Raw genomic sequence first — 19,530 nt, forward strand, 5'->3', positions numbered from 1 at the left:
TCGGTGGGGGCAGGTGTTTTGGACGATCCTGCGGACAGCAGAGCGCCGCCCGGCTAAGCTCGTGGGCTTTGCCGGGCGGCGCCAACTTCCGTACGCGGACGGAAGGGTGTGAATCGGGTCAGATCTGAACGTCCTCCAGCATCTCCGTCACCAGCGCGGCGATCGGGGAGCGCTCCGAGCGGGTGAGGGTCACGTGCGCGAAGAGCGGATGCCCCTTCAGTTTCTCGACCACGGCGACGACTCCGTCGTACCGGCCGACCCGGAGGTTGTCCCGCTGGGCGACGTCATGGGTCAGCACGACCCGCGAATTCGCCCCGATACGGGACAGAACGGTCAACAGGACGTTCCGCTCCAGGGACTGGGCCTCGTCCACGATGACGAACGCGTCGTGCAGCGAACGCCCGCGGATGTGGGTGAGCGGCAGGACCTCCAGCATCCCGCGGCCGAGCACCTCCTCGATGACCTCACGGCTCGCGACCGAGGACAGTGTGTCGAAGACCGCCTGGGCCCACGGGCTCATCTTCTCGGACTCGCTGCCCGGCAGGTACCCGAGCTCCTGGCCGCCGACCGCGTACAGCGGACGGAAGACCATCACCTTCTGGTGCTGACGGCGCTCCAGGACCGCCTCCAGGCCCGCGCAGAGCGCGAGCGCGGACTTGCCGGTGCCGGCCCGGCCGCCCATGGAGATGATGCCGACGTCCGGGTCGAGGAGCAGGTCGAGGGCGATCCGCTGCTCGGCGCTGCGTCCGCGGAGCCCGAAGGCCTCCCGGTCGCCGCGGACGAGCCGTACGTTCCCCTCGGCGGTGATCCTGCCGAGCGCCTTGCCCCGCTCGGACTGGAGCACCAGGCCCGTGTGGACCGGAAGCTCGGCGGCCTCCGGCACGTACAGCGACTCCTGGTCGTAGAGCAGGTCCACCTGCTCGCCGGAGAGCGCCAGCTCGGACATCCCGGTCCAGCCGTTGGCGTCCGTGATGGCCAGTTCGGCGCGGTACTCCTCGGCGAGGAGCCCCACCGAGGAGGCCTTGATGCGCAGCGGGAGGTCCTTGGAGACGACCGTGACGTCGTACCCCTCCGCCTGGAGGTTCCGCGCGACCGCGAGGATCCGTGAGTCGTTGTCCCCCAACCTGTAGCCGGCGGGCAGTACACCGGGGTCGGAATGGTTGAGTTCGACACGCAGGCTGCCGCCCAGGTCCCCGATGGGGAGCGGGGCGTCCAGACGCCCGTACCGGACCCGGAAGTCGTCCAGGAGGCGCAGGGCCTGCCGGGCGAAGTAGCCGAGTTCGGGGTGGTGCCGCTTGGCCTCCAGCTCCGTCACCACGACGATCGGGAGCACTACCTCGTGCTCCTCGAACCGGGAGAAGGCGTTGGGGTCGGCCAGCAGGACGCTGGTGTCGAGAACATAGGTGCGCCGGTCGGAAAGGCGGCGCTTCGTGCTGGTCACCACGGAAGGACAGACCCCCTCGGAAGACCCCTGTGAGGTCGGGGTGCGACGGAACCGGTGTCGCTGCGGAATGGGACCGGGCTCAGGCCGCGCTGCGCGGGCCGAACCACGGCCCTCCGCTTCTCCCGTACGTGTCCCGCACGGTCGTCCTGGTGCAAGGGGCCTCCCGGGTGGCGGTCTCCGTGCCGCTCACTTCACCAGGGGTATGCCCCTGAACAGGGGCCGTCATGCCACGGCATGTGACGACGTGTTCATGAACACGAGGTGATCGGTTCCGAGCCGGTCCGTGGCGCCCGGCCCAGGGCCTGTCGTTTGGATCAGGCCGGATCAGGGAGCGGGGTCTGGTGCCGTGGATCGCAAGGCGGAGGAGGGCGCCATGGCGGAGCCATGGCAACCGACGACAACGCGGCGAGGCGCGGTGCCGGACCCCGCGAGCCCGGCATGGTCCAGACGACAGGCCCTAGGTCCCGTAACGCCGGTGTCGTGCGGCGTAGTCGCGCAGCGCCCGCAGGAAGTCGACCTTGCGGAAGGCCGGCCAGTGGACCTCGCAGAAGTAGTACTCGGAGTGGGCGCTCTGCCACAGCATGAAACCGGAGAGGCGCTGCTCGCCGCTGGTACGGATCACCAGGTCGGGGTCGGGCTGCCCGCGCGTGTACAGGTGCTCGGAGATGTGCTCGACGTCCACGATCTCGGCGAGCTCCTCGAAGCTCGTCCCCCGGTCCGCGTGCTCCAGGAGCAGCGAGCGCACCGCGTCCGCGATCTCCTGCCGGCCGCCGTAGCCCACCGCCACGTTCACGAGTATCCCCGTGTTGGCGTGGGTGGCCTGCTCGGCCTCCTTGAGCACCGACTGGGTACGGGACGGCAGCAGGTCCATCGTGCCGACGTGGTTCACCCGCCAGCGGCCGTCGGCGGCGAGCGAGCGCACCGCGTTCTCGATGATGCCGAGCAGCGGCACGAGCTGCTCCTCGGGCCGGTTCAGGTTGTCCGTGGAGAGCATCCAGAGCGTGACGACCTCGACGTCCGTCTCGGCACACCAGCCGAGCAGCTCCTGGATCTTGTCCGCACCGGCCTTGTGGCCCTGCTCGGGGGTCCCCCCGGACGCCTTGGCCCAGCGGCGGTTCCCGTCGAGGATGACCCCGATGTGCTTGGGCACCTGGGCGTGGTCGAGGCGGCCTTCCACCCGGCGTGCGTAGAGCCCGTACACCAGGTCGCGCAGGTTCACTGTTCTTACCCCTCCATGCACCGGCGGTCCGCCATGCAGCGGCGGTCCGCAAGCCGCCACACTACTGCGCACGGGCGACGGGCTCCCAGCCCGGGACTGTCACAAGTACGTGATAAGCAGAGATACGTGACTGATTCCCCCGTGTACCGCGCCTCCGCGGACCGCTACGACGCCATGGAGTACCGCCGGTCGGGCCGCAGCGGCCTCAAGCTCCCGGCGATCTCGCTCGGCCTCTGGCACAACTTCGGCGACGACCGGGCGCTCGACAACCAGCGCGCGATCCTGCGCCGTGCCTTCGACCTCGGTGTGACCCACTTCGACCTGGCCAACAACTACGGGCCGCCGCCCGGCTCCGCCGAACTGAACTTCGGCAAGCTCTTCGCCCAGGACTTCGCGCCCTACCGGGACGAGCTGATCGTCTCCACGAAGGCCGGCTACGAGATGCACCCCGGGCCGTACGGCGAGTGGGGCTCCCGCAAGTACCTGATGTCCTCGCTCGACGCCTCCCTGAAGCGGATGGGCCTCGACTACGTCGACATCTTCTACTCGCACCGCTTCGACCCGCACACCCCGCTCGAGGAGACCATGGGGGCCCTGGCCTCCGCGGTCCAGCAGGGCAAGGCGCTGTACGTCGGCGTCTCCTCGTACAACAGCGAGCAGACCGCCGAGGCCGCGCGGATCCTGAAGGACATGGGCGTCCCGGCGCTCATCCACCAGCCCTCGTACTCGATGATCAACCGCTGGACCGAGGACGACGGCCTCCTCGACACCCTCGAGGACGCCGGGATGGGCTGCATCTCCTTCGTGCCGCTGGCGCAGGGGCTGCTCACCGACAAGTACCTGAAGGGCATCCCGGAGGGCTCGCGGGCCACCCAGGGCAAGTCCCTCGACCCGAACCTGCTCTCCGACGAGGTGCTGCGGCGGCTCCGTGGTCTCGCGGACATCGCGGGGCGGCGCGGGCAGACCCTGGCGCAGCTGGCGCTGTCGTGGGTCCTGCGGGACGAGCGGATGACCTCGGCGCTGATCGGCGCGTCCAGCGTCGCCCAGCTGGAGGAGAACGTGGGGGCGCTGGCGGGTGCGCCGCTGACCGCGGAGGAGCTGGTGGAGATCGACTCGTTCGCCGTGGACACCCAGGGCACGAACATCTGGGCCGGCCGGGGCTGAGGCCCCTGAGGGCCCGCGGGGCCCCGGAAAGGGGCCCCGTCGGGGCCCCGGAAAGAAAAAACGGGCCGGTCCGTGGGGGGGGATACGGACCGGCCCGAGGGGGGGTTTCCACCATAACCCTTCGATACTCGTGTTGCGCGCCACGTACGCCGTCCGAAGCATGGCGAATTCACCGGAGCCCAGTCAGGACAAGGGATGCGGGGCCGTGTGGCGGGTTTGCGCCCCGGCGTGGCGGCGGAGTTCCGTCCCTCCCAAGAGGGACCGGCCGGGCAGGGCCCGACGTTGACGCGCAGGCCCCCGGGACGCCTCAGGGAAGCGCGGTGAACGCGCCGAGGAGAAGACCGAGCAGACCGCCCGCGAGCATGAACGGCCCGAAGGGGATCGCCGAGGACCGGCCGGCCCGCCGCAGCAGGACGAGACCGAACCCGTACACCGCGCCGAGCAGGAATCCCGCGAAGGCCCCGGTGAACAGGACGCCCCAGCCGTACCAGCCGAGGGCCGCGCCGAGCGGCACCGCCAGCTTCACGTCGCCGAAGCCGAGACCGCCCGGGTTGATCAGGAAGAGCCCCAGATAGGCGCCGCCGAGGACGAGCGCGCCGAGCAGCGCGTGGAGCCAGGAGCCCGCGTCGTACGGGAGGAGCTCGGCGCCCCCCAGGAGCAGCGGGACGGCGGCGGCGAGCGGCAGGGTGAGACCGTCCGGAAGCCGGTGCACGCGCGCGTCGACACTGGCGAGGAGCACGGCGAAGGGCGCGCAGAGCAGCCAGACCGCCAGCTCCGGCCGCGGCCCGCCGGTGGCGGCGGCGAGCGCGGCGCACACGAGGGCGGTGAGCAGGGGCGCGGTGAGCGGGGCGGCCGTCGTGGCGCAGTCCCGCCGACCGGGCCCGCCGAGCCAGCCGCGCGCGGGCCCGACGAGCACGTGCCCGTCGGGGCAGCGGTCCCGCCACGGCTCCTCGGACGCCACGGAGAGCCGGTAGGCGGCACGCGGCACGAGCAGCCCGACGGCGGCTCCCCAGAGGGCGGCGAGGGTGATCGTCGTGACGTACACGGACGAGACCCTAGAGGCGGGGGGCCGCTACGGTCTGCCGCATGGGGAAATGGGCGGACGGGACGGGAACGCTGGGGCTGGCCGCACGGGAGGTCCCTCTGGAAGTGGCGGCCTCGTACCGGGCGCGGCGGCGGGGGTTGCTCGGCCGGGACGGGGTGACGGGGGCGTTGCTGATCGTCCGGACGAACAGCGTGCACACCTTCGGCATGCGGTTCGCGATCGACGTGGCCTATCTGGACCGCGGGCTCAGGGTCCTGTCCGTGGTGACGATGAGACCGGGACGCCTCGGCATGGTCAGGCCGCGCGGCCGGCACGTCCTCGAGGCGGAGGCGGGGGCGATGGCCGGCTGGGGGCTGCGGCCGGGAGTACGCGTGCGCGTGGAGGTCGCGGACGCCACGGACGTCACGGCGGACCCGACCCGAGCAGAGTGAAGGCCCCGTAGGCGGCGGAGGCCAGGGCGAGTCCGGCGAGGACCGGCGCCAGGGCCCGGTTCCGCAGCCGCGCGAGGGCCACGGCGGGCGGGAGCAGCAGCCCGAACGCCGGCATCATCAGGCGCGGCCGGGACCCGAAGTAGGCGGCGCCGACCAGCGAGACGAGGACGACGCCGATCGTGTGGACGAGCACCGGAAGCGGCTGCCGCTGCCGTACGCACAGCGCGAGCAGCCAGCCGAGCAGCGCGAGCGCCGCGCACAGTCCGAGGGCGGCGGGCCACGGCAGACCCAGGATGAACCTGCCGAGGGCGACGCCCCCGTCGATGGAGTTGCCCCAGGCCGCCTGGACATCGAAGTAGGCGGTGGGAGCGCCCTCGCGGACGCCGACGTACACGACGTAGCCGAGCCAGCCGAGCGGGGCGATCAGGACCCCGGCCACCGTCCCCAGGGGCAGCCGCCGGTCCCGTACGAGCGTGACGAGGGCGGTGATCCCGAGGGCCGCGATCAGCGCGGCGGCCGTCGGCCGGGTGAGCCCGGCGGCGGCGCACAGGACACCGGCCAGGATCCAGCGCCCGCGCAGGACGGCGTACAACGACCAGGCGGCGAGGGCGGTGAACAGCGTCTCCGTGTACGCCATCGACTGCACGAACGCGGTCGGGTACACGCCCCAGAGAACGGCGAGCACGACACCGGCCCGGGGCCCGAACGCCTGCGCGCCGCAGCGGTGGATGCCCCAGGCGGCGACGAGCCCGGCCGTCCAGGAGACGAGCAGCCCGGCGGTGGCCGCGTCGACGGGCAGGACGGCGGAGAGACCGCGCTCAAGGGCCGGGAAGAGCGGGAAGAAGGCGAGGTCGGAGTGGACGTCGCCGTTCGGCAGCGTGACCTCGTAGCCGTAGCCGTGCTCGGCGATCCGCACGTACCAGACGGAGTCCCAGCGCCCCTTGAGCCGGTGGAGCCCGTCCTCGCCGGTCACGGCGGCGGCGATCGCGAGGACCGCGAGGCCGATGAGCCGGGTGACGGCGTACCCGCCGAGGGCGAGCAGAGTGGTGCGGTCGGGCCTGGTCAGGGACATGCGCCCGATTATCCCGGGGCGCGCCGGACGGTCAGCCGAGGGGCCTTATGCGGACGAACTTCGCGGCCATGACGGGACCGAGCTGCTGGACGATGGCGTGTCCCGGCTCGTGGGGGGAGGGCAGGTCGCCGAGGAAGGAGGTGACGATGACCTCGTCGATGCCGAGGATCCCGCGACAGCTCTGCTCCTCCAGGAACGCCAACGTGCGGCGCCAGTCGGCGGCGGTGGCCGGGGCCTCGCCGAGGAAGGAGCGGACGGTGTCCTGGACCACGTCCCAGAAGAACACGTGCGGCTGCACGACGCCCTGACGGAAGACATGGTCCTCGTACACGTCCCGGAACTCGGGGATCCGTGCGACGAGATCACTGACCAACCGCACACTCGGCGTCTCGCTCGCCATCTCACCCGGCGTCGCGCTCGGCGTCGCGTCCGGCATCTCACCCGGCGTCTCGCCCGGCATCTCGCTCGACGTTGTCGTCGTCGTCATCTGTCCAGAATGCTCCCACCCCGGCCGACCTGTCCCTACCTTTGCGCATTCCTGACGACAGCTTTCGGGAGGTTTTCCACAGGGGGTGCGAAGTGTCCCTCTTCCGTGGATCGTTGGCCGTATGTACGAGTTGGCGATCCTCGCCAGGGCGGGGTCCTTCTGACGGTCTGGGCGGTCGCGGCGGGCTGCCCGCCGGGCCGGCTGGCGGCGCGCCTGCGCCGGGCCGGCTGGCAGTGGATCTGCCGGGGCGCGTGGGCGGCCCCGGGAAAAGAGGTGGACTGGCGGGTGAGGGCGACGGCGCTCCAGTGGCTGCGTCCGGAACTGGTCTGCAGCCACGGGACGGCGGCGGCCCTGCACCGCATCGAACGACTGGGAGCGGGCGACCGGGCGGCCGGCCTGCTGGAATTCACCGCGCTCCCGCCGACAGGCTCGTCACGAGGAGACCGGATACGGGTGCGTACGACGAGGTATTTGACGGACCACGACCGCACGATCCGCCGGGGACTGCGGACGACGACCCCGGCGCGCACGGTCGGCGACCTCATACGGGACGCCGGGAGCCGCGAGGAGGCCGTCGTGGTCGCGGACTCGGCGCTCGCACGGCGGGCCGTCGCAGGCGTACGACGTGAACCGCTCGTCCGGTACGAGGAACTCGCCGCCGAACTCGCCGCCGACCGGCGGGGAGCGGCCCGCGCCCGGACCTGGCTGCCGCTGGCCGAGCCGGCGTCGGGCTCCCCGGCGGAGACGGTCGCACGGCTCCGGATACGGGACGCCTGGCTGCTCCCGGAGTCCCAGCCGACGCTGCGGACCGAGGACGGGCGACTGCTCCTCCGCCCCGACTTCCTCTTCCGGGCGGAGGGGCTGGCGGTGGAGGTCGAGGGCTACGCCTTCCACGGCACCCGTGGCGCCCACGAACGGGACGTCGCCCGCTTCAACGCGCTTCAGTCCTGCCCGGAGGTGCGGCGGGTGCTGGGGTTCACGGCGGACGAGGTCTTCCACCGCCCGGACCGCATGACGGGCACGATCCGGGCGGCGCTGACGTCGCTGTCTAGCTGACGGGGGAGGTACGGGGGAAGGAGATCTCGACGCGGCGGTTCTTCTTCCGGCCTTCCTCGGTGCCGTTGTCGGCGATCGGGTAGTCCTCGCTGTACCCGCGGATGTCGAACGTCGTCGACGGGTTGAGGCTCCGCGCGAGCACCTGCTGCACGGCGACGGCGCGCTGCTTGGACAGCTTGAGCCCGTGCTCGTACGTCCCGAGGTTGTCGGTGAACCCGAAGACCCGGACACGACCGGACCCCAGCTTGTTGATCTCGGCGGCGATGGCGGCGAGACGGGCACTGGCGGCGGGCCCGAGCTTGGCGCTGTTCTTCGGGAAGAGCACCTCGGCCTGCAGCGCGAAGGTCACGTCCACGTTGGTGTCCTGCCGGCGCTGCTGCCCGCCCTCCTCCTCGACGATCTGCTTGATGTCGAGAACCTTGGCGGGAGCGAGGGTGGCACCGTCGGGAAGCATGAGCCCGGGCGCGTTCGCGTCGATGGCGGGCGGCGGAGACGCACTGGACGCCGCCCCGGGCGGCGGATCGTCGGCGTACGCCACGGGCACGGCGAGGGGCCCGAGCGCGACGGAGGCGAGGGCGAGTGCGGCGAGGCGGCGGTAGGTCGTCGTCATGGCGTCGCCTCAGGAGAGCTTGAGGGTGGCGGGTTCGAAGGTGGGGAGCTGGAAGGAGACCTCTGTGGTGGAGGCGGGGGGTGCGGGGAATTGCATGAAGACGGCGGTGGACTTGCCGGGGCCGAGACTGTCGAGCGCCGAGGTCGTCAGCGGTCGGCCGTCGGTGTCACGCAGGACGTAGTAGCGCTTTTTGGCGACGGAGTCGACGAGGGTGGCACCACCCAAGGAGTTTCCGTGCTTCACAATCTCGGTTTCGTCACCACTCATTTGCGCGGGGATGATGCCAGCTGATCCGGATGTGTTCTTCAAGCGCCCCTTGACGGTGAGGAAGCCACCCTGGTCACGATCTGCCGAGTGAATGCTGAGTTCCAAGCCCTTTTGGCCCTTGGCAATCGCCAGAGTCTCCAGGGGTTCCTCCACTGGCGCCGACCCCGTCGACGCCTCCTCCTTGGAAGGAGCGGCAGTCGTCACAGTCGGCTTGTCCGCCTTCGGCTTCTCCTCCGCACCGCAGCCAGCTACGAAAAGTGCCACCGATGCCACGGCGACGACGGCCACCGCCCCCCGGCGATTCCATGCGTACCGCACGCTCATGTACCGCTCTCCCTTTGCTCGTCGCAGGTCATTCGGACAGTCGGACAGTGAACAGGTCGGTGGCGCTGGGAAGCCTGGGATCCTCAGGATCGATTTCCCACGGCTCCCCGTGGCACTCAAGCCCGAGAATCGGACCGGGCTCCTCCTCTTCAGGCTCATCTGATGGGGGAGGAGAAGGCGGCGGCTCCGAAGTGGGGGGCTGATCAGGCTCGTCGAACCTGCAACGCGGCTCGATCACCGCCTCGGCGGACGCCTTGGCGGCATTCGCCTCTCCACCCGTCGTGAGTACGGTCACTCTGAAGCCGCTGCCCTCAGAGGACAGCGGCTCGCAACCAGGACTGACCACCACAGCCCCGTTGCGGGAAGCGAAGTCAGCCGCGCTGCCACAGGCAGCGGCGTGGATGTACGCCTCACCCGCAACGAACCCGCCCCATTGTTTCGGGTCGAGGATCACTTTGAGCCATCCCTCGCGCAGTTGCTCCCTGGCGTCTTGGGCCGCCGCAAGAGCCGCCGCATCGGCTGCGGTCTGGGCGCTGTTTCGGGTCAAAGCAGCTTGCCCCACGGCGAAGTAAGCAAAGGCGAGGAATAACAGCCCAGCCACAACCGCGATATAGACAGGGAAGGCCTGCCCCTCATCCGGCCGCAGGTAGACGCCTACTCGCCACCCCCGCCGGTGAGTTCCGTGATCTTCTGGGAGATCGCGTTCTTGATCGACTGGCCGATGTCCGTTCCGGTGATCGCCACCACGATCGCCACCACCACCACAATGATCCCCAGGTACTCCACCGCCGTCTGGCCGCGGTCCCTCGATCGTGTCCAGGTGGTCAGTTCGAGCTTGGCCTTGGTCAAAGCCTTCAGCATCGCGTCGTTCATCGTGGTCCCCTCCGCGTTCAGACGCTTGCGCTCGGGCACCGTGCGCCCGGCTCATCGGGTCGGCCTGGTGCCCGGCCAGGAGGCGGGGGCGGTGGTTCGACGTCGGGTCCACCACTCCACCTCCCTCACACTCAGTCCGCACTCTGGCACATCCTGTTGCGCGCGCGAAGGGCTTTCCCGTGAATATGTCACCGGTCGCCCGTCACCGAGCCGAAGTCGGTGCCCGTGCCCAGGAACAGGCCCGCGCCCAGCAGGATCATCGTCGCCGGGACCATCAGCGTCGTGATCACCATGGTCGCCTTCGGGACGGCCTTCGCGGCCTTGCGGCGGGCGTTCTGCGCGTCCGTTCGCCGCATGTCGTTGGCGATCTGGATGAGCGTGTCGACGATCGGCGCGCCCAGTTCCTCGCCCTGCTGGAGCGCGGTGACGAACTGGGCCACCTGCTCCGAGTCGTTGCGCCGGCGCAGTTCGTCGAACGCCTGGCGGCGGCTGACTCCCATGTCCATCTGGCGGAGCGTGATGCGGAGTTCGTCGGACCACGGGCCCTCGTACTTCTCCGCCACCCGTTCGAGCGCCTGGCGGAAGCCCAGTCCCGCCGAGACGACGACGGCCAGCACGTCCAGGAAGTCCGGCAGCGTGCGTTCGATCTGGTCCTTGCGGATGCGGACCGCCGACCAGATGCCGACCTCCGTCCAGAACGCGCCGAAGGCGAACAGCAACAGCGCCACCAGGAACGACCCGCGCGACAGCATCAGCAGGCCGCCCAGGACGCCCAGGAAGCCGTAGACCGCCCGCCTCGCCCCGTACCGGTCGATGGTGAGGCCGCCGGGGTTCCCGGCGAGGTCGATGCGGCGGCGGACGGCGTTGACGCGTTTGGGGCCCATCAGGCGGAGCACCGCCGGCGACCAGCGCATGCCCAGGCGGTCGACCGCCGAGTCGACGGCTCCCGTGCGGGTCGCGCCGACCTCCAGGGCGAGCTTGAGGTCGTCGGGGAGCCGGGCGTCGGCGCGGTAGAGCCGAAGGCCGTAGGCGATGCCGGCGACGGCGAGGCCGGCCAGGAGGGCGAGGAGGAGGTCCATGGCGCGCCCGTCCCTATACGTCGATCTTCGAGAAGCGGCGGATCGCGACGAAGCCGACCACGTACAGGGCGAACGCGGCGACGACGGCGAACTGTCCGATGGCGGAACCGGTCATCCGGTCGAGGGCGCCGGGCTGCATGTTGTCGATGAGCAGGAGCGAGCCGACGCCGATGACCGGCACGGAGTACGCGGTCATGCTCACCTGGGAGAGCTGGGTGCGGACCTCGCGCCGGGTCTCCTTGCGTTCCTCCAGGGTCTCGGTGAGGTTCCGCAGGGAGGAGACGACGGTGCCGCCGGCCCGGTTGGCGAGGACGAGGGTGGTGACGAGGACGACGAGTTCGCGCGAGGGCAGGCGTTCGGCGAGTTCGCCGAGGGCGTCGTCGAGCGACGTACCGACGGACAACTGCTGGGCCACCTTCTCCAGTTCGTCCCCGGCCGGGGCCTCCAGCTCGTCGGCGGCCAGGCTGAGGGCCATCCGCAGGGCGAGTCCGGCCTGGGTGGCGTTGGCCAGGATGCGCGACAGCTCGGGGAGCTGGTTGATGAACTTCTCGATGCGCTTCTGGCGCTGCCAGCTGAGGAAGCCCATCGCCACCCACACGCCGAGGAGTCCGCAGATCGGGCCGAAGAACGGGGACAGGGCTGCCTGTCCGACGATCCACAGGACGGCCACGGTCAGCGTGAGGGCGACCGTGAACTCGCCCGGGGTCACGTCGAGGCCGGTGGCCGCGATCCGCAGCTCCAGTTTCCGGCCGAGGGCGGTCCTGCGGACGCGCCGGTCGACGCCCCGGAAGCGGCGCCTGCGGCGGCCCCCGGTCTCGGGTTCGCCCGACTCGTCGAGCCGGGCGACGAGTGCCGCGTGCCGGCGGGCCCCGCTCGCGTACAGCTGGACTCCGGCGATGCCCAGGACGCAGCAGAGCACGGCCACGCCGAGCGTCAGCCACACGGGATCGGTCATTGCGCCTTTGCTCCTGGTGGTCGGCGAGTCGGCTAGTCGGCTTCGCGGGTGGTCAGGTGGGCGTCGGTGGCGGCCACGCCGAAGGCCTGCGGGATGGGCTGGCCGGCCAGGTAGAGGCGTTCGGCGACCCGTCGGGGCAGCGGGTGGTACGTGAACTGCCCGTACACCCGCCCGTCTGCGGCGAGCGGCTGCGCCTGGAAGCGGCAGACCGTCGCGAGCAGGAACCGTTCCCGCCCGTGGGAGGCGAGGACGGAGATCTCGGTGATGCGGCGGGTGCCGTCGGGGTGCCGGGTGAGCTGGACGAGGACGTCGACCGCGCTGTTGATCTGGTCGCGGAGCGCCTCGAACGGCACCTTGACCTCCGACATGGAGGCGAGGGTCTGGAGCCGCATGAGGGCGTCCTCGGCGGAGTTGGCGTGGACGGTGGCGAGGGAGCCGTCGTGGCCGGTCGACATGGCCTGGAGCATGTCGAGGGTCTCGCCGCCGCGGACCTCTCCGACGATGATCCGGTCGGGGCGCATGCGGAGTGAGTTGCGCACGAGGTCGCGGATGGAGATGGCTCCGCGGCCCTCGATGTTGGGCGGGCGGGCCTCCAGACGGATCACGTGGGACTGCTGGAGCTGGAGTTCCGCCGAGTCCTCGATGGTGATGATTCGCTCGCCGTCGGGGACGAGACCGGAGAGGGCGTTGAGCAGGGTGGTCTTCCCGGTGCCGGTGGCGCCGGAGACGATCAGGTTGAACTTGGCCTGCACGAGCCCGGACAGCAGGAGCAGCATCTGCTCGTCGAGGGAGCCGAAGCCGATCATCTCGTGGAGCGTGTACGCCCGGGGGAAGCGGCGGATGGTGAGGGTCGCCCCGGTGAGGGACAGCGGCGGGATGATGACGTTGACGCGTTCGCCGGAGGGGAGACGGGCGTCGACCATCGGGTTCGACTCGTCGACGCGCCGGTTGACGGTGGAGACGATCCGCTCGATGGTCTGCATCAGCTGGTCGTGCGAGGCGAAGCGGAGCGGGAGGAGTTCGACGCGGCCGTTGCGCTCGATGAAGATCTGGTCGGGGCCGTTGACCATGATCTCGGTGATGGACGCGTCTTCGAGGAGCGGTTCGAGTACGCCGAGTCCGAGGGCCTCGTCGACGACACGGCGGATCAGCTGGGAGCGTTCGGCGGTGGAGAGGACCGGCCCCTCACGGCTGATGATGTGGCCGAGGACGCGCTCCAGACGGGCGCGCCGCTCGGCGGCCGCCAGCGCGGACATCTCGGTGAGGTCGATCTCCTCCAGGAGCTTGGCACGGAAGGCGGCGACGAGGTGGCCGTCCTCCCTCCCGGCCGCGTTGCCGCCGTGCTCCTCGGGGGAGTTGATCCGGGCGCGCAGGCTCATGGCCCCTCCTCCTGGTCCGGTGACATCGGCATGGTGGCGGTTTCCTCGACTGTTCCGAAGTCGTTCCAGAAGGGGACGACGGAGGGGATCTCGACCGTGACGGTGACGACGGCCGCGTCGCCTTCCTCGTACGACGTGACGGAGGGGTTGATCCAGCCGCTCACCGCGGCCTCGGCGGCGGCCTTTGCGCTGGGCGCGTCCTCGTTCTCGTCCATGCTCGCGGCCCTCGCCCCCGCGCGGGCCGCCGTGCCCGCCTGCTGCGCGGCGTACGCGGCGACGCCGAGCTGGAACCCCGCGAGGCCGACGAGCAGCAGGATCGGCAGGAACCCGAGGTACTCGATGGCGGCCTGGCCCCGGTCGCGGCCCTTGGGGGTGCGCACGTGTGCACTCATGGGGTGGGTACCTCCGATATCGCGCCCGCCTTGCCCTCCACGTCGAAGAGCCCGCCCACGCCCGGCACCAGGACGGGGACCCGGATGGTCACGACCGCCGTCACCATGGGGTCACCAGGGGGGCAGGTCACCAGGGCCCCTTCCGCCCAGGCGCCGTCGAGGTGCCGTCTCCCGGCCTCGTCGTAGTCGCCGCCGACCGCGCACGCGCGTACCGCCTCGTCCGCCGCGTTCCCCGCCAGCGTGTACGTGTACCCCACCAGGACGACCTGCCAGAGCAGGACGAGGGTGAGCAGGATGACCGGCACCATGCCGAGGAACTCGATCGCCACCTGCCCTCCGTCACCCCGTCCCCTGTCGTCGTCCCGGTAGGTACGCATTCCTCAGCGTCCTCCGGTACGGCGCCGCAGCCCGAGCGAGCCCCGGTCACCGACGCGGGCCAGCTGCTTTCCGGGCTTTCCTGGCTTTCCGGGCTTTCCTGGGGCTTCGGTCGCCGGTGCGCCGACCAGTCCCAGTTCGCCCGCGAGGGCCCACAGGGCCTGCTTGACGGTCGACTTGGCGTCGAGTTCGTGCAGCCGGCCCGCGTCGACGACGGCCTGGAGTTCCTTGAAGTGGGCGGGGACGGCGGTGCCCGCGACCCGGGTGGCGGTGATCTTCTGGACGAGGGGTGGCTGGATCTCGGTGGAGCGGTGGTGGCGGTTGACGACGGTGACCGTCTCCTCGGCCTTGCGCACCTGGAGCCGTTCCCACATCCGTACGGTCCGCTTGGCGGCCCGGACGGCGACGACGTCGGGGGTGACGACGAGCAGGGCCGTGTCGGCCATCTCGATGGCGGCGGCGTTGGCGCTGTTGAGCTGGGAGCCGCAGTCGACGACGACGACCTCGTGCCGGCCGCGCAGGGCGCTGACGATCTGGCGGGCGGCGCGGTCGGTGACCTCTTCGCCGCGTTCGCCCTCCGCGGGGGCGAGGAGGAGGGAGAGGCCGGTCTCGTGGACGTACACGGCGTCCTGGAGGACGCGGGGCGAGACGTCGGCGATGGAGGCGAGGTCGGCGACGGAGCGCCGGAACTGGACGTCGAGGTAGGAGGCGATGTCGCCGCTCTGGAGGTCCATGTCGACGAGGGCGACGGTCCGTCCGGAGGCGCGGGCCGCGAGGGCGAGGTGGACGGCGGTGACGGTGGTGCCGACGCCGCCCTTGGCGCCGCTGACGGTGACGACGGTGCCGCCGGGCCCTGTGACCTGCTCGGCGCCCCCGCCGAGGTGGCGGCGGACGCCGACGGACCACTGGGCGGCGGCCTGGACGCGGCTGGCGAGTTCCTCGTAGCCGAGGGGGAGGGTGACGAGTCCGCGGGCGCCGGAGTCCATGGCGGCGGAGAAGAGGACGGGGCTGGCGTCGGCGGTGATGAGGACGACGCCGACGGCGGGGAAGCGGAGGGCGACCTCGCGGACGAGTTCGAGCGCGGGGACGGGCCCGATCCGCTCGTGCACGAGGACGACCTCGGGGAGTTCGTCGAGGGAGGCGGCGGCGAGCCGGGCGAGGGTGTCGACGAGCTGGGTGGAGTCGGTGACCGGCTGGGCGGGTTCGGCGTCGGGGAGCTGGCCGATGAGGGTGGTGACGGCCCGGGCCGCGTCGGGGTCGCCGACGGCCGGCAGGATCCTGGTGGTCATACCGGCCTCACTTGTCTGTGTCGAGCGTATAGGTGCGGTCGCGCTGGTCGGCCGGGGCGCCGCCGGTGGTGGGGGCGACGAGGGCGAGGCGTACGTGCTCGGCGAAGGACTCGGCGTACGCGACGCGCTGGGTGTCGAGGGTGGAGAGCGCGAAGCTGATCGGGACGGCGTTGGCGGCGCGGCCCGAGCGGTCGTTGCTGTCGCTGATCGGGGTGAGCTTGCCGACGGAGAGGACGCGGGCGCCGGCCACGATCATCCGCGACTGGGAGGGGTCGTCCTTCTTCTCGCCCTCGAAGGTGGCGTAGATGTTGACGGTGGCGCCGGCGGTGATCTTCCCGGCGACTCCGGTGGCCGCGTCGATCATGATCGCGATCTCCTGCTGGCCCGGCTGGAGCTCGGGGCGCTCGACGATCATGTCGGTCTGGAGGAGGGAGCCGGGACGGAGTTCGGTGACGGCGATCTTGCCCTCGATCTGGCGGAGGTCGGTGACGGCGGTCTTCGAGAGCCAGCGCTCGGGCATCGAGATCTTCTCGAAGTCGCCGGGTTTCAGGGCCGTGTAGGGGGCCACCTTGTCCTTGATCCGGTACGCGGTGGTCTCCGGGCCGACCTTGGAGTTCACGTCGCTGATGACGGTGAGCACGCCGGCGAAGGCCCCGAGGGCGCACAGGACGGACAGCAGCAGCAGGATGACGCCGCGGCGCTGGCGGGAGTTCATGGCCGGACTACCTCGATCGGAGACGTGGTCTGTACGGACGGGAGGGACACGGACAGCGGGGGCGGCAACGGGAACGGGTCACGGCCGGTCGCCGGGGGCGGTGGGGGCATCGGAAGCATGAGGCGCATCGGGAGCATGGGACTCACGGCCGGTCGTGGGCGGCATGGGTGCCGGGGTGCCCGCCGGATCCCAGGGCCCGGGGGCCGGCGGGCGCTCCGCTCCCGAGGGCGTGGGGGTCGGGTTGCCCGCCCGGGGCGAGTTCGCGGGGGTCCTGGCCGACGAGCTGCGCGGGCGCGCCGGTGAGGTGGGCGGCCGGGCCGTCGGCGTGGGTGGACGGGCCCGTGAGCTGGTTGGCCCGGCCTCGGGCGCGGCCGGTCGCGCCGCTGGTGCCGGTGGTCCGGTCCGGTGGTGCGCCCGCGGTCGCGTTCAGCGGCGCCCCGCAGAAGCCGCAGCGGTCGCCGATGAGGTCCATCGCGCACCAGTGGCAGGTCTCGCGCCGTACGGAGGAGACCAGCTGGTGGAGGACGGGCGGATCGGGGAGGTACGCGGCGAACTCGACGAGTTTGCCGGTGCCCCACCAGCCGGGCGAGGTCTCGGGCAGCGGGGTCTCCTGGACGGCGCCCTGGATCCGCCAACGGGGTACGAGGGTGGCGGTGGGCCAGTCGGTCTGGAGCTGGCCGCGCGCGAGGAGGAGTTCGGTGGTGAATTCCGGCCCCGCGAGGGGCGTTTCACCGGCGCCCCCGACGCGGGTGATCTGCGGTGTCGGTCCTGCGAGTACGGCGAAGTGGGCGCCGGGCAGCCAGCCCTTGAGATGCGAGCCGAGGCTGACGGGGACGCGGTCGAGCTTGGAGACGGAGCCGAGGACGGCGCCGGCGTAGATGTAGTGGGCGAGGAGCCGGGCGGCGGAGGCGAGGACGCCGGGGCTGAAGTCGTAGCCGGCCAACTGCCGCATCTGGCGGACGAGTACGGCCGCGCCGAGGGGTGGCAGGTCGGTGCGGACCAGGGCGATCCGGTCGCTCTCGAGCAGGGCGCGGACGGCGTGCAGTCGGTTCTCGACGGCGGGCGGGGCGGAGGTGGGGCAGACGACGACCACGTGCCCGTACCGCGCGAGGAGCTGCTGCATGTCGGCGACGGAGGCGTCGAGCGACTGCGTGCCGGGGGCCGGGAGCACGGCGGCGTGCGGGGTTCCGGGGTCGGTCGGCGGCAGCACCAGGTCGGCGCTGGTGACCGCGATCGCTGTCGGCACGTCGGACCCCCCGTCCCCTCCGGCCTCCCCGCTCCCGGGAGGCCGCGGATCACTGACCGCGTTCACGGCATCACCGCAGGGTGCTGCCGTCTCTGCAGCCTATCCACGTCCCCCGGGGTGGTGAACACACAATCCGCCAAGCTGTCGCGTTTTTCTTCGGACCCGGAGCCCGGCTCGCCCGGACCGCCGCACCCCGTCCGAACAGCCCTTCCCGCCAGAGGCCTTGACAACGCGATTGGTCTGGACCAGCTTGTTGCGACAACGGTGGCCACCGTCCGCACTCCCCGCACCCCCGTACGCCCCCTCCGTACGACGAAGACGACGTACGGCACCTCCACATCCCCAACTCCCCCACCGGAGGATGCACGTGGACCGCACCACCACCCGCCGCCAGGCCGCAGCGCCCGGACGCCGCTGGCTCGGCGGAGCCCTCGCGCTCGCCGTCGGCTCCGGGCTCGTCCTCGTCGGCGGAGCCGGCACCGCGCAGGCTGCCGACGTCAACGTCGCCAAGAACGCCGGCTTCGAGAACGGCCTCACCAACTGGTCCTGTTCCGCCGGGAGCGGCGCCGCCGTCTCCTCCCCCGTCCGCACCGGGGCCGGGGCCCTCAGGGCCACCCCCGCCGGACTCGACAACGCCAAGTGCGTGCAGACCGTGGCCGTGAAGCCCGGCTCGACGTACACGCTGAGCGCCTGGGTCCAGGGCGGGTACGCCTACCTCGGCGCGACCGGCACCGGCACCACCGACGTCTCCACCTGGACGCCCGACAGCGCCGCGTGGAAGCAGCTCACGACGACCTTCACCACCGGGGCGAGCACGACCTCCGTCCAGATCCACACCCACGGCTGGTACGGCACCTCCCCCTACTCCGTCGACGACGTCAGCGTCTTCGGGCCCGACGGGGGCGGCGGCCAGGACCCCGACCCGGTCGTCCCCGCCACCCCGGCCGGCCTGGCCGCCGGCACGGTCACCTCGTCCTCGGTCGCCCTGAGCTGGGGCGCGGTCTCCGGCGCCACCGGCTACAAGGTGTACCGGGACGGCGCCAACCCGCAGACCGTGACGGGCACGTCGACGACCGTCACCGGGCTCACCGCCGACACCGCGTACCAGTTCCAGGTCGCCGCGACGAACTCCGCGGGCGAGTCCGCGAAGTCCACCGCGGTGACGGCGCGGACCGCCAAGGTCACCGACCCGGGCCCCGGCCCGGCCGTCCCCAAGCACGCCCTCACCGGCTACTGGCAGAACTTCAACAACGGCGCCACGGTCCAGAAGCTGCGGGACGTGCAGTCGCAGTACGACATCATCGCCGTCTCCTTCGCCGACTCCACGGCCACGCCCGGCCAGATCGTCTTCAACCTCGACCCGGCCGTCGGCTACGCCTCGGTCGCCGACTTCAAGGCCGACATCGCCGCGAAGAAGGCCGCGGGCAAGTCCGTCATCATCTCGGTCGGCGGCGAGAAGGGGAACGTCACGATCAACAGTGACGCCTCCGCCACCGCCTTCGCGAACAGCGCGTACGCCCTCATGCAGGAGTACGGCTTCAACGGCGTCGACATCGACCTCGAGCACGGCATCAACTCCACCTACCTGACCAAGGCGCTCCGCCAGCTCTCCGCCAAGGCGGGCTCCACCATGGTCCTGACGATGGCCCCGCAGACCATCGACATGCAGAACACCGGCACCGAGTACTTCAAGACCGCGCTCGCCGTGAAGGACATCCTCACGGTGGTCAACATGCAGTACTACAACAGCGGTTCGATGCTGGGCTGCGACGGTAAGGTGTACAGCCAGGGCTCGGTGGACTTCCTCACCGCGCTCGCCTGCATCCAGCTCCAGGGCGGCCTCGCCCCGTCCCAGGTCGGCCTGGGCGTGCCGGCCTCCACGCGGGGTGCGGGCAGCGGCTACGTCGACCCGCAGATCGTGAAGAACGCGCTCGACTGCCTCACCAAGGGCACCGGCTGCGGCACCTTCAAGCCCGCCCAGACCTGGCCGTCGCTGCGCGGCGCGATGACCTGGTCGACCAACTGGGACGCGACGGCCGGCAACGCCTGGTCGAACGCGGTGGGCCCGCACGTCCACAACCTGCCGTAACGGCCCGTCCGCACGGAAA

21 protein-coding genes are annotated in these 19,530 nt (G+C 71.3%); 4 read left to right on the top strand and 17 right to left on the bottom strand.

Going from position 1 to position 19,530, the window contains the following annotated elements:
* Positions 1–118: 118 nt before the first annotated feature.
* Positions 119–1,444 (bottom strand): RNA 5'-3' helicase PhoH2, encoded by a 1,326-nt coding sequence (gene phoH2 / locus IO20_RS0121555; RefSeq protein WP_030222477.1) that lies wholly within the window; start codon positions 1,442–1,444, stop codon positions 119–121.
* A 457-nt stretch (positions 1,445–1,901) separates the two neighbouring features.
* On the bottom strand, positions 1,902–2,663 hold the full coding sequence (locus IO20_RS0121560) for an isoprenyl transferase (RefSeq protein ID WP_030222480.1): 762 nt from the start codon (positions 2,661–2,663) through the stop codon (positions 1,902–1,904).
* Between the two features lie 126 nt (positions 2,664–2,789).
* On the opposite strand from IO20_RS0121560, the gene mgrA reads away from it, so the two are divergent.
* Complete coding sequence (gene mgrA, locus IO20_RS0121565; RefSeq protein ID WP_030548733.1) at positions 2,790–3,827, top strand: L-glyceraldehyde 3-phosphate reductase; 1,038 nt, start codon at positions 2,790–2,792, stop codon at positions 3,825–3,827.
* 307 nt (positions 3,828–4,134) lie between these two features.
* Here the strand turns inward: mgrA and IO20_RS0121570 are convergent, their stop codons facing one another.
* Positions 4,135–4,872, bottom strand: coding sequence for a prepilin peptidase (locus tag IO20_RS0121570; RefSeq protein WP_030548735.1), 738 nt, complete (start codon positions 4,870–4,872; stop codon positions 4,135–4,137).
* Positions 4,873–4,913: 41 nt separating this feature from the next.
* Here IO20_RS0121570 and IO20_RS0121575 point away from each other — a divergent pair, with 41 nt between their 5' ends.
* Positions 4,914–5,303, top strand: a complete 390-nt coding sequence (locus tag IO20_RS0121575) for a DUF192 domain-containing protein (protein ID WP_030548737.1) — start codon at positions 4,914–4,916, stop codon at positions 5,301–5,303.
* Here IO20_RS0121575 and IO20_RS0121580 read toward each other — a convergent pair.
* Positions 5,275–6,375 (bottom strand): glycosyltransferase family 39 protein, encoded by a 1,101-nt coding sequence (locus IO20_RS0121580; protein WP_030548739.1) that lies wholly within the window; start codon positions 6,373–6,375, stop codon positions 5,275–5,277. The genes IO20_RS0121575 and IO20_RS0121580 overlap by 29 nt on opposite strands.
* 31 nt (positions 6,376–6,406) lie before the next feature.
* Positions 6,407–6,862 carry a hypothetical protein gene (locus IO20_RS0121585; RefSeq protein ID WP_030548741.1) on the bottom strand — a complete coding sequence of 152 codons (456 nt, stop codon included), beginning with the start codon at positions 6,860–6,862 and terminating at the stop codon, positions 6,407–6,409.
* Positions 6,863–7,135: 273 nt separating this feature from the next.
* Here IO20_RS0121585 and IO20_RS0121590 point away from each other — a divergent pair, with 273 nt between their 5' ends.
* Positions 7,136–7,918 carry a hypothetical protein gene (locus IO20_RS0121590; RefSeq protein WP_245684999.1) on the top strand — a complete coding sequence of 261 codons (783 nt, stop codon included), beginning with the start codon at positions 7,136–7,138 and terminating at the stop codon, positions 7,916–7,918.
* Here IO20_RS0121590 and IO20_RS0121595 read toward each other — a convergent pair.
* From IO20_RS0121595 to IO20_RS0121645, 12 genes are all read right to left on the bottom strand, one after another.
* Positions 7,911–8,528 carry an OmpA family protein gene (locus IO20_RS0121595; RefSeq protein WP_030548746.1) on the bottom strand — a complete coding sequence of 206 codons (618 nt, stop codon included), beginning with the start codon at positions 8,526–8,528 and terminating at the stop codon, positions 7,911–7,913. The genes IO20_RS0121590 and IO20_RS0121595 overlap by 8 nt on opposite strands.
* A 9-nt stretch (positions 8,529–8,537) precedes the next feature.
* Positions 8,538–9,119 carry a hypothetical protein gene (locus IO20_RS0121600; protein ID WP_030548748.1) on the bottom strand — a complete coding sequence of 194 codons (582 nt, stop codon included), beginning with the start codon at positions 9,117–9,119 and terminating at the stop codon, positions 8,538–8,540.
* Between the two features lie 28 nt (positions 9,120–9,147).
* Complete coding sequence (locus tag IO20_RS38750; protein WP_245685000.1) at positions 9,148–9,720, bottom strand: pilus assembly protein TadG-related protein; 573 nt, start codon at positions 9,718–9,720, stop codon at positions 9,148–9,150.
* Between the two features lie 53 nt (positions 9,721–9,773).
* Positions 9,774–9,980: a hypothetical protein gene (locus tag IO20_RS39820; protein ID WP_051874398.1), complete on the bottom strand. Its 207-nt coding sequence runs from the start codon at positions 9,978–9,980 to the stop codon at positions 9,774–9,776.
* Positions 9,981–10,180: 200 nt separating this feature from the next.
* On the bottom strand, positions 10,181–11,071 hold the full coding sequence (locus tag IO20_RS0121610; RefSeq protein ID WP_030548753.1) for a DUF5936 domain-containing protein: 891 nt from the start codon (positions 11,069–11,071) through the stop codon (positions 10,181–10,183).
* A gap of 13 nt (positions 11,072–11,084) precedes the next feature.
* On the bottom strand, positions 11,085–12,026 hold the full coding sequence (locus IO20_RS0121615; protein WP_030548755.1) for a type II secretion system F family protein: 942 nt from the start codon (positions 12,024–12,026) through the stop codon (positions 11,085–11,087).
* A gap of 32 nt (positions 12,027–12,058) precedes the next feature.
* Complete coding sequence (locus IO20_RS0121620) at positions 12,059–13,405, bottom strand: TadA family conjugal transfer-associated ATPase (RefSeq protein WP_030548757.1); 1,347 nt, start codon at positions 13,403–13,405, stop codon at positions 12,059–12,061.
* Positions 13,402–13,797 (bottom strand): TadE/TadG family type IV pilus assembly protein, encoded by a 396-nt coding sequence (locus IO20_RS0121625; protein WP_030548759.1) that lies wholly within the window; start codon positions 13,795–13,797, stop codon positions 13,402–13,404. Before IO20_RS0121625 ends, IO20_RS0121620 begins: the two co-directional genes overlap by 4 nt.
* Positions 13,794–14,174, bottom strand: a complete 381-nt coding sequence (locus tag IO20_RS0121630) for a TadE/TadG family type IV pilus assembly protein (RefSeq protein ID WP_030548761.1) — start codon at positions 14,172–14,174, stop codon at positions 13,794–13,796. The genes IO20_RS0121625 and IO20_RS0121630 overlap by 4 nt, the downstream gene beginning before the upstream one ends.
* 3 nt (positions 14,175–14,177) lie before the next feature.
* Positions 14,178–15,461, bottom strand: a complete 1,284-nt coding sequence (locus IO20_RS0121635; RefSeq protein ID WP_030548762.1) for a CpaE/TadZ family protein — start codon at positions 15,459–15,461, stop codon at positions 14,178–14,180.
* Positions 15,462–15,468: 7 nt separating this feature from the next.
* A complete protein-coding gene (cpaB, locus tag IO20_RS0121640) occupies positions 15,469–16,176 on the bottom strand; it encodes a Flp pilus assembly protein CpaB (protein WP_030548763.1) in 708 nt (235 codons plus the stop codon).
* Positions 16,177–16,318: 142 nt separating this feature from the next.
* Positions 16,319–17,422 (bottom strand): hypothetical protein, encoded by a 1,104-nt coding sequence (locus tag IO20_RS0121645; RefSeq protein ID WP_030548765.1) that lies wholly within the window; start codon positions 17,420–17,422, stop codon positions 16,319–16,321.
* Positions 17,423–17,783: 361 nt separating this feature from the next.
* Here IO20_RS0121645 and IO20_RS0121650 point away from each other — a divergent pair, with 361 nt between their 5' ends.
* A complete protein-coding gene (locus IO20_RS0121650) occupies positions 17,784–19,511 on the top strand; it encodes a chitinase (protein WP_169749508.1) in 1,728 nt (575 codons plus the stop codon).
* Positions 19,512–19,530 lie beyond the last annotated feature (19 nt).

It is taken from the genome of Streptomyces exfoliatus (genome assembly GCF_000725545.1).
Lineage (GTDB): Bacteria > Actinomycetota > Actinomycetes > Streptomycetales > Streptomycetaceae > Streptomyces > Streptomyces exfoliatus.

Excerpts from the sequence above, each read along its gene's own strand:
- IO20_RS0121575 (WP_030548737.1), top strand. The coding sequence starts at position 4,914 with ATGGGGAAATGGGCGGACGGGACGGGAACGCTGGGGCTGGCCGCACGG.
- IO20_RS0121580 (WP_030548739.1), bottom strand. The coding sequence starts at position 6,375 with ATGTCCCTGACCAGGCCCGACCGCACCACTCTGCTCGCCCTCGGCGGG.
- IO20_RS0121585 (WP_030548741.1), bottom strand. The coding sequence starts at position 6,862 with ATGACGACGACGACAACGTCGAGCGAGATGCCGGGCGAGACGCCGGGT.
- IO20_RS0121595 (WP_030548746.1), bottom strand. The coding sequence starts at position 8,528 with ATGACGACGACCTACCGCCGCCTCGCCGCACTCGCCCTCGCCTCCGTC.
- IO20_RS0121600 (WP_030548748.1), bottom strand. The coding sequence starts at position 9,119 with ATGAGCGTGCGGTACGCATGGAATCGCCGGGGGGCGGTGGCCGTCGTC.
- IO20_RS39820 (WP_051874398.1), bottom strand. The coding sequence starts at position 9,980 with ATGCTGAAGGCTTTGACCAAGGCCAAGCTCGAACTGACCACCTGGACA.
- IO20_RS0121610 (WP_030548753.1), bottom strand. The coding sequence starts at position 11,071 with ATGGACCTCCTCCTCGCCCTCCTGGCCGGCCTCGCCGTCGCCGGCATC.
- IO20_RS0121615 (WP_030548755.1), bottom strand. The coding sequence starts at position 12,026 with ATGACCGATCCCGTGTGGCTGACGCTCGGCGTGGCCGTGCTCTGCTGC.
- IO20_RS0121620 (WP_030548757.1), bottom strand. The coding sequence starts at position 13,405 with ATGAGCCTGCGCGCCCGGATCAACTCCCCCGAGGAGCACGGCGGCAAC.
- IO20_RS0121625 (WP_030548759.1), bottom strand. The coding sequence starts at position 13,797 with ATGAGTGCACACGTGCGCACCCCCAAGGGCCGCGACCGGGGCCAGGCC.
- IO20_RS0121630 (WP_030548761.1), bottom strand. The coding sequence starts at position 14,174 with ATGCGTACCTACCGGGACGACGACAGGGGACGGGGTGACGGAGGGCAG.
- IO20_RS0121635 (WP_030548762.1), bottom strand. The coding sequence starts at position 15,461 with ATGACCACCAGGATCCTGCCGGCCGTCGGCGACCCCGACGCGGCCCGG.
- cpaB (WP_030548763.1), bottom strand. The coding sequence starts at position 16,176 with ATGAACTCCCGCCAGCGCCGCGGCGTCATCCTGCTGCTGCTGTCCGTC.
- IO20_RS0121650 (WP_169749508.1), top strand. The coding sequence starts at position 17,784 with ATGCACGTGGACCGCACCACCACCCGCCGCCAGGCCGCAGCGCCCGGA.